At 56.2% G+C, this 14,887-nt stretch carries 15 protein-coding genes; 3 read left to right on the forward strand and 12 right to left on the reverse strand.

The features are described from left to right. Positions 1-76: 76 nt before the first annotated feature. The 5 genes from HMPREF2651_RS01760 to HMPREF2651_RS01780 form a co-directional block, all read right to left on the reverse strand. Positions 77-826, reverse strand: a complete 750-nt coding sequence (locus HMPREF2651_RS01760; protein WP_224786671.1) for an Rv2732c family membrane protein — start codon at positions 824-826, stop codon at positions 77-79. Continuing rightward, positions 819-2,366, reverse strand: coding sequence for a tRNA (N6-isopentenyl adenosine(37)-C2)-methylthiotransferase MiaB (gene miaB / locus HMPREF2651_RS01765; RefSeq protein ID WP_049181215.1), 1,548 nt, complete (start codon positions 2,364-2,366; stop codon positions 819-821). Before miaB ends, HMPREF2651_RS01760 begins: the two co-directional genes overlap by 8 nt. Positions 2,367-2,472: 106 nt before the next feature. Next, on the reverse strand, positions 2,473-3,081 hold the full coding sequence (locus tag HMPREF2651_RS01770; RefSeq protein WP_038628760.1) for a regulatory protein RecX: 609 nt from the start codon (positions 3,079-3,081) through the stop codon (positions 2,473-2,475). Between the two features lie 43 nt (positions 3,082-3,124). Beyond that, positions 3,125-4,228, reverse strand: a complete 1,104-nt coding sequence (recA, locus tag HMPREF2651_RS01775) for a recombinase RecA (protein WP_038628758.1) — start codon at positions 4,226-4,228, stop codon at positions 3,125-3,127. 304 nt (positions 4,229-4,532) lie between these two features. After that, positions 4,533-4,766, reverse strand: coding sequence for a DUF3046 domain-containing protein (locus HMPREF2651_RS01780; protein WP_080972864.1), 234 nt, complete (start codon positions 4,764-4,766; stop codon positions 4,533-4,535). Positions 4,767-4,845: 79 nt separating this feature from the next. Between HMPREF2651_RS01780 and HMPREF2651_RS01785 the strand changes: the two genes are divergently transcribed. Genes HMPREF2651_RS01785 through HMPREF2651_RS01795 form a run of 3 tightly spaced genes read left to right on the forward strand, consistent with a single transcriptional unit; the run spans position 4,846 to position 6,815 of the window. Beyond that, positions 4,846-5,463 (forward strand): biotin transporter BioY, encoded by a 618-nt coding sequence (locus HMPREF2651_RS01785; RefSeq protein WP_038628756.1) that lies wholly within the window; start codon positions 4,846-4,848, stop codon positions 5,461-5,463. A gap of 33 nt (positions 5,464-5,496) precedes the next feature. Beyond that, positions 5,497-6,198: an energy-coupling factor ABC transporter ATP-binding protein gene (locus tag HMPREF2651_RS01790; RefSeq protein ID WP_049181214.1), complete on the forward strand. Its 702-nt coding sequence runs from the start codon at positions 5,497-5,499 to the stop codon at positions 6,196-6,198. Beyond that, positions 6,195-6,815 (forward strand): energy-coupling factor transporter transmembrane component T family protein, encoded by a 621-nt coding sequence (locus HMPREF2651_RS01795; RefSeq protein ID WP_038628752.1) that lies wholly within the window; start codon positions 6,195-6,197, stop codon positions 6,813-6,815. The genes HMPREF2651_RS01790 and HMPREF2651_RS01795 overlap by 4 nt, the downstream gene beginning before the upstream one ends. A gap of 5 nt (positions 6,816-6,820) precedes the next feature. Here HMPREF2651_RS01795 and HMPREF2651_RS01800 read toward each other — a convergent pair whose 3' ends face one another. From HMPREF2651_RS01800 to HMPREF2651_RS01830, 7 genes are all read right to left on the reverse strand, one after another. Beyond that, positions 6,821-7,648, reverse strand: a complete 828-nt coding sequence (locus HMPREF2651_RS01800; protein WP_038628750.1) for a PspA/IM30 family protein — start codon at positions 7,646-7,648, stop codon at positions 6,821-6,823. A gap of 141 nt (positions 7,649-7,789) precedes the next feature. Then, a complete protein-coding gene (locus HMPREF2651_RS01805) occupies positions 7,790-8,224 on the reverse strand; it encodes a helix-turn-helix domain-containing protein (RefSeq protein WP_049181213.1) in 435 nt (144 codons plus the stop codon). 51 nt (positions 8,225-8,275) lie between these two features. After that, positions 8,276-8,818 (reverse strand): CinA family protein, encoded by a 543-nt coding sequence (locus HMPREF2651_RS01810; RefSeq protein ID WP_049181212.1) that lies wholly within the window; start codon positions 8,816-8,818, stop codon positions 8,276-8,278. A gap of 24 nt (positions 8,819-8,842) precedes the next feature. Next, the gene (pgsA, locus tag HMPREF2651_RS01815) at positions 8,843-9,409 is read right to left on the reverse strand and encodes a CDP-diacylglycerol--glycerol-3-phosphate 3-phosphatidyltransferase (RefSeq protein ID WP_016422605.1); all 567 of its coding nucleotides are present in this window, start codon (positions 9,407-9,409) and stop codon (positions 8,843-8,845) included. 31 nt (positions 9,410-9,440) lie between these two features. Continuing rightward, positions 9,441-10,574, reverse strand: coding sequence for a TerC family protein (locus HMPREF2651_RS01820; protein ID WP_070585958.1), 1,134 nt, complete (start codon positions 10,572-10,574; stop codon positions 9,441-9,443). Between the two features lie 236 nt (positions 10,575-10,810). After that, positions 10,811-14,107 carry a DNA translocase FtsK gene (locus tag HMPREF2651_RS01825; protein ID WP_070585976.1) on the reverse strand — a complete coding sequence of 1,099 codons (3,297 nt, stop codon included), beginning with the start codon at positions 14,105-14,107 and terminating at the stop codon, positions 10,811-10,813. A 105-nt stretch (positions 14,108-14,212) separates the two neighbouring features. Beyond that, a complete protein-coding gene (locus HMPREF2651_RS01830) occupies positions 14,213-14,830 on the reverse strand; it encodes a TIGR03085 family metal-binding protein (RefSeq protein WP_049181211.1) in 618 nt (205 codons plus the stop codon). Between the last annotated feature and the right edge of the window lie 57 nt (positions 14,831-14,887).

Below are 14,887 nucleotides of genomic sequence, written 5' to 3' on the forward strand. Positions count from 1 at the left end.
TGATTTCTCAGTCCAACTAATGGGGAGCAGTTCAGGAAGAGAGCCCCTTTCTTACTGCGCTAGTTAAAGAATCTCACTACTCGTCGCTGATCTGCTCGTCCTGTTCGCCAGCCCGTTGAGAGACATTGTCCGCGCTACTGCCCTGCTGGCCACGATTGCGTCGGCGTGCGCGTTCACGGCGGTCGTCGACGACCTCTACATCAGTAGTTGTATTCGGTGTCAGGCCCGCACGCAGGTAAACCTGCTGCGCTCGCAGTACCGGATCGGTGTCAGCGTGCTTGCGACGTTTCGTCGCGATTGCGAGCTGCTCCTTACTGCGTCGGAAAGCGATGAAAGTCACGGAAATGGCCAGTAGAAAACTGCAGAAAATGCCGAGCATCAGGCCAAAGGAAATACCCTCGCCGGCCAGTTCCTGTGGACGAGACTGGCGCATCCAGCCAGCGAAGACTGAGTAGACCATCTGAATGCAGGCAAAAAACCAGGTGACAAACGCGAGAATCGTCGTCCGCGTAATCAGCGTGGCAATAGCCAGCAGTACGCCTACCACCACAAGAATGGAGTAAATTCGTTCCGGGCGCGTCGTGAAGTACTGATGTGCAACATCCGTATCCAGCAGCACATCAAAGCCCAAAACGACGCCCGAATGTGGAAGGAAGAAGCTCGTAATAAGGCCGATGACGGCAACCATCATCGGAATCACCGCACGGCCGAGATCCAGCTCGCCGGCGGCCTTGCGCTCCTGAACCCGCAATGCCTGCGCGGATTCCACGGACTGCTCGCTAGTAGATTCCATATCACTTTCCGGCGAAGCCTTGTCACTACTCACAACCGCATCCCTCACTTACCTTCGTTTTCTCCGGGCGCCCAATCTTTGGCAAGCCCAGACCAACTCCAATCGGAGCGGTCGTCGGAATCTGACCGACCTCCACATTATCCCCCGCTTTAGTGCGACGGTGCGTCAGCACGCCGGAGTCGGCAATCAGGAAGTGGGGTGCAGAGTCGGTCACGCACACTGTCACGTAGTCACCTGGGCGAATCTTTCGGTCAACGACACCAGGTTCGCTTTCCGACGGGCTGAAGTGCACCAGGCGACCATCCCGACTCCGACCTGACATGCGATGAGTCTCCGCATTCTTACGGCCATCGGACTGGCTGACCAGCAGCTCGACTTCCCGGCCGACTAGCTTGGCGTTTTCTTCCTCGGAAATACGCTCCTGAAGCGCTAGCAGCCGACCATAGCGTTCCTTCACTACCTCTGGTGGAACCTGCTCAGTCATGGTCGCCGCCGGAGTTCCCGGGCGGGGCGAGTATTGGAAGGTGAAAGCCGAGCTAAAGCGAGCCTTTTCCACCACGTCGAGAGTTTGCTGGAAGTCCTCTTCAGTCTCGCCAGGGAAACCGACAATGATGTCAGTGGTAATAGCCGCATCCGGCATTTTTTCCCTAACCTTCTCCAGAATTCCCAGGAATTTCTTGGTGCGGTAGGAACGGCGCATGTCTTTCAGCACTCGGTCGGAACCGGACTGTAGCGGCATGTGCAACTGATGAACCACGTTCGGTGTCTCCGCCATGGCGTCGATGACATCATCGGTGAACTCAGCTGGGTGCGGAGATGTAAAGCGCACCCGCTCCAGCCCCTCAATCTGGCCGCAGGCGCGCAGCAACTTGGAAAAAGCCGAGCGGTCGCGTTCCATGTCAGGGTCGGCGAAGTTAACACCATAGGCGTTGACATTCTGGCCGAGGAGGGTGACGTCAGTAACGCCCTGCTCCACGAGTGCCTGGACCTCAGCGAGAATCTCGCCTGGCCGACGATCGCGTTCCTTACCCCGCAAACTGGGGACGATGCAGAAGGTGCACGTGTTGTTGCAGCCTACGGAGATACTCACCCAACCTGCGTAAGTGGATTCACGCTTGGCCGGCAGCACCGAGGGAAATTCTTCCAGCGCGTCCTTAATCTCGACTTCAGCCCGGTCATTATGAGCGGCGCGTTCCAACAATGCTGGCAACGAACCCAAGTTATGCGTACCGAAGACGACGTCCACCCATGGGGCTTTCTTTACAACGACGTCCTTATCCTTCTGGGCCAAGCAGCCACCGACGGCAATCTGCATGCCTGGGTGAGCATCCTTGACCGGTTTGAGCTGTCCCAATGTGCCATAGAGTCGGTTGTCCGCATTCTCTCGAACGGCACAGGTGTTGAAAACGACCAGATCGGGATTCTCGCCTTCTGCAGCCGCTACATAACCGTTTTCTTCCAGCAAGCCAGACAGTCGTTCCGAGTCATGGACGTTCATCTGACAACCGAACGTACGCACCTCATATGTGCGAGGCGAAGACTGCTGCTGAGGGTTCAAAGAAGGGGTAGTCACGGCAGTTTAGGTTAGCTGTTTATGGCCCATTTCCCCAATCAGCGATTCCTTTAAACCTGACCGGTCCGCAGCCGGCGTGCTAATCCAGCGTGAAATGGTACCGGCGCTAATCTGTGTCCTCTTCGAGTTTCCGGTATCGCTCTTCTAACTGATCCCGAGCAATGCTCATGGACAATTCAGAGGGGAAACCGCGCCGCGCCAGCACACCGACAACTTTGCGTAAATCCTTTTGCTTGGAGTTGAAGTCAGGCGCTACTGATTTAATAGTGGCCGCCTTCTTCGCCGCTAGCTTCCGTGCGACTTCTTCTTCCGCGTTGTGCGTGATCTGCTCCAACGCATCAGCACGAAGCGAAGCATCAATACCCTTTTCCTGCAGCTCCCGGTTCAAAACCATCTTCGACTTGCCGCGACTGGCAAAGCGCTGCCGCACCCATTCGGATGCGAAAAGCTCGTCATTAACCAAACCACTTCGGGTCAGGTCATCAACGACTTCTTCAATCATCGAGGTTGGAAACTCCTCGACTGCCTCGAGCCTTTCTACGAGTTCCTTGCGGGAGCGCATTCGCTGATCGAGCAAGCGCAGCGCCTTAGCACGAATCGGAGCCTTGGATTCCTCACGACCCGCATCGTAGAGCGAACTACCGTCAGCTTCCGCAATCTGCTGAGCAAGCTTTTCGATAGTCTCCCGCACATCGCGGCCGTTACGATCCTCCACGGTCCTCACTTTTCATGTGTCCCGGCACTACGCCTCGAGCCAGCTAGTCTTCCAAATCATCGAAGTCGATGTCCGGCACGACATCGACAGGGGCATCGATATCGGTCTCGTCCTCGACCTCAGCGAATTCCCCGACCCCGAGTTTCTTCTTAATCTTGACTTCGATTTCCTGGGCAATTTCTGGATTCTCGCGCAGGTGCATACGAGCCTTTTCCTTGCCCTGGCCCAACTGATCGCCCTCGTAGGTAAACCACGAACCCGACTTCTTGACGATGCCGTTATCAACGCCCATGTCAATCAACGAGCCCTCACGCGAAATGCCCTCGCCGTAGATGATGTCAAACTCTGCCTGCTTGAACGGCGGCGACACCTTGTTCTTGACTACCTTCAAGCGCGTGCGGTTACCCACGGCATCCTGGCCGTCCTTCAACGTCTGAATTCGGCGTACGTCGCAGCGAACGGAAGCGTAGAACTTCAGTGCTTTACCACCCGTGGTGGTCTCAGGAGAGCCGAACATGACGCCAATCTTTTCACGCAGCTGGTTAATGAAGATGGCAGTGGTGCCGGTGTTAGACAGGGCGCCCGTCATCTTTCGCAGCGCCTGACTCATCAACCGCGCCTGCAGACCAACGTGGGAATCGCCCATTTCACCGTCGATTTCAGCCTTCGGAGTCAACGCGGCCACCGAGTCAACCACAATGATGTCAATAGCACCGGAACGCACCAACATATCTGTGATCTCAAGTGCCTGCTCACCGGTATCTGGTTGGGATACCAGAAGGTTGTCCGTATCTACTCCAAGCTTGCGCGCATAAACCGGATCCAGCGCATGCTCCGCATCAATAAATGCGGCAATACCGCCCTGCCGCTGTGCCTCTGCAATAGCATGCAGTGCGACTGTGGTCTTACCTGAGGATTCTGGACCATAGATCTCTACGATACGACCACGTGGGAACCCACCCAGGCCCAAAGCCACGTCGATAGCGATATTGCCGGAGGGAATAACCTGAATTGGAGGACGATTGTCATCCCCCAGGCGCATAACTGCACCTTTACCAAAGTCCTTCTCAATATTCGCCAGAGCTACATCGAGCGCCTTCAGGCGATCATTGCCCTGGTTCGAAGCCGTAGCCTTCTTACGAGCCATAGTTCGTTGTTCTTCCTCATTGTCATTGTCGCGTACGGTATCGGGTTCTGGAGCCGTACTCAGAGAATGTGTGTCCCGATTTTCATCCAAAACAGAAACTTCGCTCACACTTAATTAGGCGCGAAACTAGCCGTTCCGGTTCCAAATTGGTCCGCGACATCTCTACTGCCGGTTACACCCGGAAGTTATACCGAATCAGACGGATTGACTTCATCAGCACTTTCGATAATATGCGAAACCCTGTTCGAATGGCAACGACACGCAAGTGCCGTCGGCAAGCATTCGCCGTTGTCTACGCCGGAACCTATTCGTCAGGGCCGTACCAGCGGTCTTCAGGAATATCGTGTTCCCTACACAGCGCCCACCAGATATCTCGAGGTTCGACCCCGTCCTCAAGCAATTCCGCGGGAGTCTTTCCATATTCCATCAGCACGTGGGAATGCAACAGCCACGGGCCGTGCTGAGGCCCAAATTCGTAATTGACGAAGTTGTGAAAATCGGCCAATCGCATGAGACCAACGTACAAGATACCTGTCACTGATACCTACCTGGCCCCCTCTGTTCATAACCTAATCCCCGCTCCCCTGCCTGAACAGTGCTCAACCCAGGGGATTAAGATGAGAGCTGTGAATAATTCCAAGGTGTATGACCTCACTATTATCGCTGCTTTCGCAGCACTGATCATCGTACTCGGCGGGATTGCCATTCCCGTTGGCGGTCTCGGCGTGCCAATCGTGCTACAGAACATGGGCATCGCACTGGCAGGGATGATTCTCGGATTCAAACGCGGCGGCCTCGCCACTACCCTGTTCCTGGCTGTTGGGCTCGTGGGTGTCCCAAACATGGCGGGCTGGAAACCACTTCTCGCCGCACTCCCCGGCCCTACCGTGGGTTACATTGTCGGCTACTTAATTGCCGGTTTCGCAATCGGCGCGATTGCCCAGCAAGCACCGCGGGCGAAGGTTTCACGAATCAGCGTCTTCATCGGCGCGGGCCTCGTCGGAGTTCTACTGCAGTACTTCTTCGGATCTGTCGGCTTGGCATGGCGTATGGGACTTAGCTTCACCGACGCACTGATTACCAACGTCCCGTTTATCCCGGGCGACGTTGCAAAGGTTGTCGTAGCCGCGCTTATTGCTACTGCCGTACTGCAGGCTTTCCCTGATTTGCTTCCCGACGCTGCCAACCGTAAGCAAAGTCGTTTGGTTAAGGAAGCAGCCACCTCGGGCAATTAACCCACAGACTTAGAAAGGTCCTCGAGTCGCACTATGCCCACCATCGCTTTTGACCGCGCTTCCGCAACCTATTCGGGACGCCAGATATTGAGGCCAACCACGCTAACTCTCACAGAGAACCGTATCGGCATTATCGGCGAAAACGGTGGCGGTAAGTCCACGCTGGTGCGACTTATTAACGGCCTGGGCCCGGTCACTGGCGGCACGGTCACGTATGAGGGCATGAATGTCGCAAAGCAGGCAAAGGCAATTCGCAAGAAGGTCGGCTTCATCTTTTCTGATGCGGATAACCAAATTGTGATGCCGACAGTCGCAGAGGACATTGCCTTTTCACTACGCAAGCGAAAGCTAACAAAGGATGAGCGCAACCAGCTGGTGCAGGAAGCCCTCGAGCGATTTGGGCTCGCCGATCATGCTGACGCCTCGCCGCACGTGCTCTCGGGTGGACAAAAACAGCTTCTGGCGCTGGCGGCAGTGTTAATTCTTAATCCCACGACCATTATTGCCGATGAGCCCACTACGCTCCTCGACTTGCGTAATCGTCTCCACATTCGGAAAATTTTCGCCCAGCTTGAGCAGCAAATTATCGTGGTCACTCATGATCTGGATTTTCTTATGGACTTCGACCGGGTTATCCGTGTAAGCACAGGAGAAATCGTCGACGACGGTGCGCCCAAGGAAGTTATTGACCGATACGTCAGCGATATGACTCGTGCGGGAGAAGGCCGCTCATGATTCATCCAGCCGATGTCCCGTTAGGGCTTTACCTCAACCATAAGTCGCCTGCGCACAGGCTCCCGACGGCCCCCAAGCTCATCATTGTCATCGCATTTCTATTGCTCACCGGGATCCTCGTGGATACCTGGCTAGGCGGGGCGATTGCCCTGGCAATTGTCACCCTCGCTTATGCGGTGGCCAAGGTGCCACCCATGGTTGCTTTCCGACAGCTCCGTGGAGCCGTAATCATTTTGGCGCTGCTTTCGCTTCTCCTATGGTGGCGCGCCGGGGGTGAGCAAGCGCTGACGACCTTCCTCGCGCTTCTCGCCGCAATCGCAGCGGCAATATTGCTAACGCTGACGACCCGCGTCAGCGACATCATGGATACTTTGACCACCGCGATGCAACCGTTCGCTCGTTTCGGCCTACCAGTCGACACCATCGCGCTCGCACTATCGCTGACGCTGCGTATGATTCCGCTTCAAGTTATGGCCGCTGCCGAGGTACTGGAGGCTCGAAAAGCCCGAGGGGCTGCCGGCTCAATCATCGCCTTCGGCGTACCTGTGGTCATCCGAACCATTAACCGCTCGAAGGCAATGGGTGATTCGCTAATCGCACGTGGCGAAGGGGAGTAGCAGAATTAATTGCCCTCACGCAGCTGGCGCATGCGCTCAGCAACAGCAGGGTCAACGTTGGAGGCAGCATTTCCCTCGATGGACTTCTGAGCCTCGCCACCAGAGAGCTCGTTGCCGCCGTTCATTTCTGCGCGAATCTGCTCCAGGCGAGAGTGCCCAGCAAGCTGAACGCCTGCGGCCTCTACCTCAGCCATACGCCCCTGAACCGAGTTCTGAGCCAGCTCAGCCTGGCCAAGAGCGTTAGCGTAACGACGCTCAATCTTGTCACGAACCTGATCCAGGTTAGGTGTAGCCCCCGAAGAAATCTGATTCATCGACTGCAAGGACTCAGAGACCTTCTCCTGCATCTTTGCTTGCTCCAGCTGGCTGAGGAGCTTTGCGCGCTCCGCGACCTTCTGCTGCAACTGCATGGAATTACGCTCGACGGCCTTCTTAGCCTGAGTTGCCTGCTGCAGCGACTGATCGTGCAGAGCCTTCAAATCTTCTACCGACTGCTCAGCAGTAACCAACTGAGCTGCGAAAGCCTCAGCTGCGTTCTCATACTCCGTAGCCTTGGCGGTATCCCCCTCAGCACGAGCCTTGTCAGCGAGCTGCAATGCCTGACGAGTGTTCCCCTGCAGCTTTTCAATTTCAGCGAGCTGGCGGTTAAGGCGCATTTCCAGCTGGCGCTGATTACCAATCACCGCCGCTGCCTGCTGCGATAGTTCCTGGTGCTGCCGCTGGGCATCCTCGATAGCCTGCTGAATCTGCACCTTCGGATCAGCGTTTTCCTCAATCTTGGAATCAAAAGCGGCCATCAAGTAATTCCACAGCTTTACAAATGGATTAGCCATAGCGTCCCATACACCTTTCTTATTGCAACTACCCCAAAGCAGGTCTGTGCTTATCGCGCACCCAATCTTAACTAAAGCCAAGCATCTTCGGGTGCTAAGTGCCGGAGCAGTGGAGTGAAATTCCACCGCCGCAACCAATTTCTACATCGCTGCCAATTCCGGGCTCGCCGAATGCAGAGCCATCGCTGTGGCCGCCTCCATCATCAAATCTGACACCGTCACACCAAGCGCCGCACATACGGACGCCAGCAGCTCAGATGAGACTTCTTTCCGTCCACGCTCAAGCTCGGACAAATAACCAGGGCTAATAGCCGCATTTTCAGAAAGCTCACGCAGCGTCTGTCCACTGCGCGAACGAATATCACGCAGCGTTTCCCCCAGTGCCTCTCGCAGGAGTGGCTCACGAGATTCTCCCCGTTCCGCCAAATCCTGTGCCGTTAACTTTGCAACCGATTCAGGCTGCTCCGCTACAGCCACCCGTGCCGACGGCGCTGTGGCATCCATGGAAGCCTGCAAAGCAGCAGCGCTATCTACCTCTGGGTAGCGAATGGTCATAAGTGCAGTATTGTTGGTCATCACTTTCTCTAACGCTTTAGAGGGCCGACCTGTTCCCAATTTTCAAAAATTCTACTCACCCTCGAGATTCTGCAACAACAGTTCTAACGCCAATACCACTGCTTGACGACGAATCTCCGCGCGCGCCCCCTCTTTATTCACCGGCAACCTAACAGCAGTTACCCCATCAAGGTACGAAACTCCCGGCGGTTTCAGACCACACCAGACTTCACCTACTGGGTGCCCATCCTGCATCGCTGGACCAGCAACGCCAGTTAGCGAAATCCCCCAGTCCGCCACTGCTTTATTTGCCACTCCAAGTGCCATATACCGGGCCGTCAACTCGGACACGGGGCCATATGCGGCCAAAGCATCCTTTGGCACGTCGGCAAGCAACGCCTTCGTGTCAGTGGCGTAAGTGACCACGCCACCGCGGAGAACGGCGGAGGCTCCCGGTACGGAGGCAACTGTAGCGCAGAGAAGACCTGCGGTAAGTGATTCTGCGGCTGCAAAAGTCTCGCCACGAGCCGTAAGCGTTTGGACGAGTTGAAGCGAAACGCCATCGACACCGTCAGCGTTTTCGTCGCTCTGGGCGAGGCGTTCGACTGTGTTCACAGCTTTACCCTCCACTTAATTTCTCTACGAGACCTTTCGCGCATCCACAATGTACTGGATACCGGTACCGACGGTGACGACAATGGCGGCAACCATCACAATCCAGGACGGCCAGAACAACCAGTCCACTGGCATCAGGAAGAGCCCCACTGCTACAGACTGCAGGACCGTCTTTATCTTGCCGCCCCGAGAAGCCGGAACAACACGCCCCTGACGCAGGGCGAACATACGCCAGATGGTGATGCCACCTTCGCGAATCACGATGATGACAGTCACCCACCACGGCAGAATGTCGATGATGTTCATACCAATCAGCGCAGCCAGCATTAGAGCCTTATCGGCAATCGGATCGGCAATCTTGCCAAAGTCGGTAATGAGGTTACGGCTACGTGCGAGGTGCCCGTCCAACTTGTCAGTCGCCATCAGAAGCGCGAATACGACAAACGACCACCAGCGCCAATTGGTGGCTTCGCCGCCCTCCTGAAGAAGTACCCACAGGAACACCGGTACTCCGAGGATGCGAAGCACGGTCAGGAAATTGGGCAAGTTCCAGTTGGAAACACGGCTTGTATCAGCACTTGGAGCAGTCACAGTTGTTACCTTATCTCACAATCGTGTTCGATTAACGCCCAGGCTCGTTCTTACCGGTGTGTGAACCGTTAGTTTCGCTTCCGGCCGACGTTGACCCCTCACTGACAGAAGTAGAGGAGGCGTGAGAGCCGAGGCCATCGCGGCTTCCATCATCATCGTGGTGAACACGCGGAAGGGCAATCGCACCTATGTTTTCATCACGCTTGCTCTTGAGCCACGATGCCAGGACAGTCACCACCAGAACGATGACGATGACCGCCAGCGACGCCCAGGTCGATACTTCAGGCACCGACACGTTCTCACCGCTGTTGATAAACGGCAGGTTGTTTTCATGCAGTGCGTGCAACAGCAACTTCACACCAATAAAGGCCAGGATGACACCCAGGCCATAAGCCAGGTACACCAAGCGATCCAGCAGACCGTCGAGCAGGAAGTACATCTGTCGCAAACCCATGAGAGCAAGGGCATTTGCAGTAAAGACGATGTATGCCTCATCCGTCAGACCGTAGATAGCCGGGATAGAGTCAAACGCAAACATCACATCGATAAAACCGATGGACACCAGCGCGATGGCAAGTGGAGTCAAGTAACGCTTGCCGTTTTCCTTAACGGTCAACTTGTCCTTGTTGTAATGGTCCGAAATTGGGACGATTCGACGCAGCCATTGAATCAGCTTCATATCCGACGGATCGGGTTCCGGCTTATCGACGGCTTCGTCGTACACCGTCTTGATAGCCGTGTAAATCAGGAAGATTGCAAACAGGTAGAAAACGTCAGACCACTTGGCAATAACTGCCGCACCAGCCCAAATGAACAGGCCTCGGAATACCAGCGCCATCGCAATACCAAACAGCAAAACCTTTTGTTGGTACTGGCGCGGAATCTTGAATGCGCCGATGATGAGTGCAAAGACAAATAGGTTGTCTACGCTGAGCGCCTTTTCGGTGATATAGCCCGATAGAAACTCAATGCCTCGGTGGTGATCCCATAACAACCACACCATTCCGCCGAAAATTAATGCCAAGACTACGTAGAAAGCGGTCCAGATGCCGGCTTCCTTCATAGTTGGGTTATGCGGCGTGCGAACGTGTGCATAGAAGTCAAAGGCGATAAAACCCATGACGACCACAATGGTGATAATCCATACCAATGCGGGGACATGCATATTAAAAAAAGACCTCCGGTCGTGCGAACATGAACCGGAGGTCTCTCCTGCTTCTGCCATAGTGGCAAAAGTGACGGTACCGGGATTCGATGTGCACAAGACGAGTCTGTGCGTCCAATCCGTGCTGACGATAACCGTCACGGGCTAGCGGAAAACATCCGCTTTTACCGGGGATACTCCCCTCCACGTGTGCCGACTATACACGCAATCAGAAACGGCGGTAAGGCTGGGTCGTCCTACGCCATAGATTGATTCGGATCCGCGTCGACTACGTTTACTTCTTCCTTAGGAGCATCCTCCGGGTTTGCGCCCTTGAGCATCCACTTAATGGTTTCGAGCTCCTCTGGCTTGACCAGCACCTCACGTGCCTTAGATCCCTCTGACGGTCCAACCACTCCGCGAGTTTCCATCAGATCCATCAGTCGACCGGCCTTGGCGAAACCGACTCGCATCTTGCGCTGCAACATCGAGGTCGACCCGTGCTGTGCGGTGACCACCAGCTCGACTGCCTGAAGCAAATCTTCCAGGTCATCTCCGATATCAGGGTCAATGTTGCGCTCAGCCTCAGCGCTCTTATCCTCCGTGACTCCCTCGGTGTAATCCGGCTCGGCCTGCGCCTTAGCTGCATCGACTACTGCCTGAATCTCTTCGTCTGTGACGAAGGCGCCCTGAAGACGTCGCGGCTTGCCTGCACCCTGTGGGATGAACAGGCCATCGCCCATACCAATGAGCTTTTCAGCACCGCCCTGGTCAAGAATGACGCGGGAGTCCGTGAGCGACGAGGTAGCGAATGCCAGTCTCGATGGCACGTTCGTCTTAATCAAGCCGGTGACCACATCCACAGACGGACGCTGCGTAGCCAGCACCAAGTGGATACCGGCGGCACGGGCCTTTTGCGTGATGCGCACAATCGCATCTTCGATATCGCGGGGTGCGGTCATCATCAGGTCTGCCAACTCGTCAACGACACAGACAATGTACGGGTACGGACGGTACTCGCGCTCCGAGCCAAGTGGGGTCGTAATCTCACCGGACTTGACCTTACGGTTGAAGTCCTTGATGTGACGGACGCGGGCGGCCTTCATGTCCATGTAGCGCTGTTCCATCTCTTCAACCAGCCACTGCAGAGCCGCCGCGGCCTTCTTCGGCTGAGTAATGATTGGCGTAATGAGGTGAGGAATCCCCTCATATGGAGTCAGCTCGACCATCTTCGGGTCCACCAGAATCAGGCGGACATCCTCCGGGGTCGCACGAGTCAGCAGTGACACCAACATCGAGTTTACGAATGCGGACTTACCCGAACCGGTCGAACCGGCAACGAGAAGGTGCGGCATTTTCTGGATGGAGTGCGAGATAAACTCGCCCTCAATATCCTTACCGAGACCAATCAGCATCGGGTCATCGTTCGCAACGGTCTTGGGCGCGTTGAGTACGTCGGCAAGCCGAACCATCTCACGGTCGTTGTTCGGCACCTCGATACCAACGGCCGACTTCCCCGGAATCGGAGTCAGTAAGCGGACATTGTCGGTCGCTACCGCGTAGGCAATGTTGGACTGCAGGTTCGTGATCTTCGAGACCTTCACGCCCGGGCCAAGCTCGACCTCGTAGCGAGTCACCGTCGGACCGCGAGAGAAACCAGTCACCGCAGCATCGACCTTGAATTCTGCGAATACTTCAGTAATCGCCTCGATCATGCGGTCGTTCGTCGCCGTACGTGTCTTGGGACGCTCACCTGGAATCAACAAGTTAGTCGATGGCAGGTGATAGTCAGATTCCGGCGTGCGTGCCGACGAACCGGAAGTACCCTCGGCATCCTTTTCCAATTCAGACTTCGGAGTTGTGGCCGGAATCTTAGAGGCATCGATACCAGAACGAGCGGCAATGGCATCCATTGTGCGGCGGGTAGCCTCAGACACTGCATCCCGCGAATCATCGACAGACGACTCGCCCTGCGGCGCGCTCGCCGGCTCTACGACCTCAGGTTGAACAGCGGGCTGTTTCGGAGCTCGGGAATCGGAAACACAATTCCGTTCGCTGTTACTAGCTGCAGCAGCCTCCTGCGTCGGGTACTCGGAGTACTCGTCATAATCCTCGTCGACAGCGTGGTAGTTCGTGCCCCCGACAGCTGGAATAGTCGATTCTGTCTCAGCGGTGTCGCGATGTACTGCATCCGACTGAGTTTCCTCCACGTACTCAGCTGCCGGAAACGCCGGCTCCACTGGGGAAACTCGATTGGAGTGCGGTGCCCCATTCCGGACATCGAACACTGTGGTCTTTGCCGAGTCGTAGTCGACATCCTCAACCTGACGGGCACGTCGCGGAGCCTGTCGGTTCCTCTGCGGCTCTTCGTTCAAAAGATCGTAGAGGTTACCGTCAGTATCCGGTTCGTCGTAAGGCGCGGGTTCGGGTGCGGACATACGGCTATCCGCGCCACGACGAGGCGCTCGGTAAGCAGAGCGATCGGTCGAACGAGACGAGGAATGTTGCGTGCGGCTGCTGTGGCTTGGCCGACGCTCAATTAGCTGCGTCGGCTGGTCAAAGTCCTCATCGGCATATGCGGTATCGGAATCCCAGCTCGCACGACGTTCCAGCATGTCATCGACATTGCCGTAAGGATCGTCCGATTCCGCCTCGTCGCCGGCACGACGCGAAGACCATTCGGAAAAATTGAAGTATTCCTTAGTGGCATCGATAAGCTGGCGCACCGTCGCGCCAGAGAGCACCAGAGCGCCGTAAAAAACGATACCCAGCAACAAAACCACGGCGACCCACGAGGTAAACCCGGCTGCTAGCGGCGAACCGATATAGCCACCAATTGCGCCACCGGCTGCACGTCGCCCCTGCCAGTCCGCAGGACGACCCGAGCCGATATGCACAATTGCGAGCAGCCCCACCACGATCAGCGAAGCTCCAGTGATGGTAGGTGTCAGACGTTCACGGCGTGGCATAGCATCCAGCATCATTAATACGGAAACAACACCGAGCAGCACCGGAAGTACAAAAGCGCCGATACCAATGAGCGTGCGCACTGCCGTTTCAATGAACTCCCCCACTGGCCCTGCCAGGTGGAACCATGTCGAGCCAGCGAGCACAATCGCCAACGCCAGCACGAGTAGTGCGAGGCCATCCTTCGATCCCGGATCGCCACCCTCATCGAAGTCTGCGTCGAACTCGTCAGCTGGCACGGAGGCCTGTGCCGGCGGTTCAATTACATCGTCATAGCCGCTAGCAGCTTTACGACGCTTCCTACGGGGCTTCGTCGAAAAATCGGCGTCACTTTCGCGCCGCGACATATTCTCCTCTTCATCTCGCTTATTTTTGCGACCGCCTACCCGACGGGCAAGACCGGCCACGCCGCGGGCAGTTTCAGTCCAGGCGCTGGCCAAGCTATTGCCCACGAACGACATGGCGCTAGGAGTGCGCTCGAATTCCTCCGTGGCACTGTGCACGGGGTATCGCCGCGTGGCATCTGTCTCCGCAGAGCGGGAAGATCCACGACGATTGTCAGTTCTGGTTCGGCTGGTCGCAGACATGACCATTACCTTACAGCTAACACCGGATCGTTTTCACATTAGTCACACGCATGTCATTGTTTAACAGGTGGGCTGCCACGACCGTCCAGAACTGAGAACGCGATCTTAAAGGCTGTTGCGCTTGATGCCCGATTCGTCGCCGTCGATGGTGACGCGTACCTCGTCACGGCCATAGAGCCACAACACCAGTTCCCCGACGCTACCGCGGACAGTCACAACCGGAGCACCTTTAGCGCTGTTGTCGATTAGGGTCACCGCAACCCCGTCGTCGCGCATTAGCACCACGGTCGAGGTCGACCCGCGCAACATCATACGGCCGGCAGTAGTGACCAGGCGCCACAGGTCTGAAACTCCGGAGGGTGGTAGCTGACGAACGGTCCAACCTTCCTGGGCACGACGGACATCCTCGTGGTGAACGAAGTTCTCCGCAGTGTTGACGTAGCGGTCTGCCCAGTTCATTGGATTCCATCGCGGAGCACCACTGCCCCACTTCCCCACCACTTCGACGTAGGGCATTCGATTGACCTCAGCGGTAACAGCATCGAGGCGTTCCGAAAGCACCTTGACGAACATCCCGCCAGCGGCATCCAGACGGTTTTCGCGAATGTAAAGGTGGTTGGCCAAATCCCGGGTTGTCCAGCCCTCGCACAAGGTCGGTGCGTCGGGACCGACGCTGAGCAGTAGATTAGCTAGGTCTTCACGTTCCCGTTCAGCAAAAGTCATAGCTCCAGACTAGACCAGGCACGGAGAAGCCCGCATCCACACGGCTTTAGGTGGATG

Origin of the sequence: Corynebacterium sp. HMSC063A05 (assembly GCF_001809695.1) — a bacterium.
Classification (GTDB): Bacteria; Actinomycetota; Actinomycetes; order Mycobacteriales; family Mycobacteriaceae; genus Corynebacterium; species Corynebacterium amycolatum.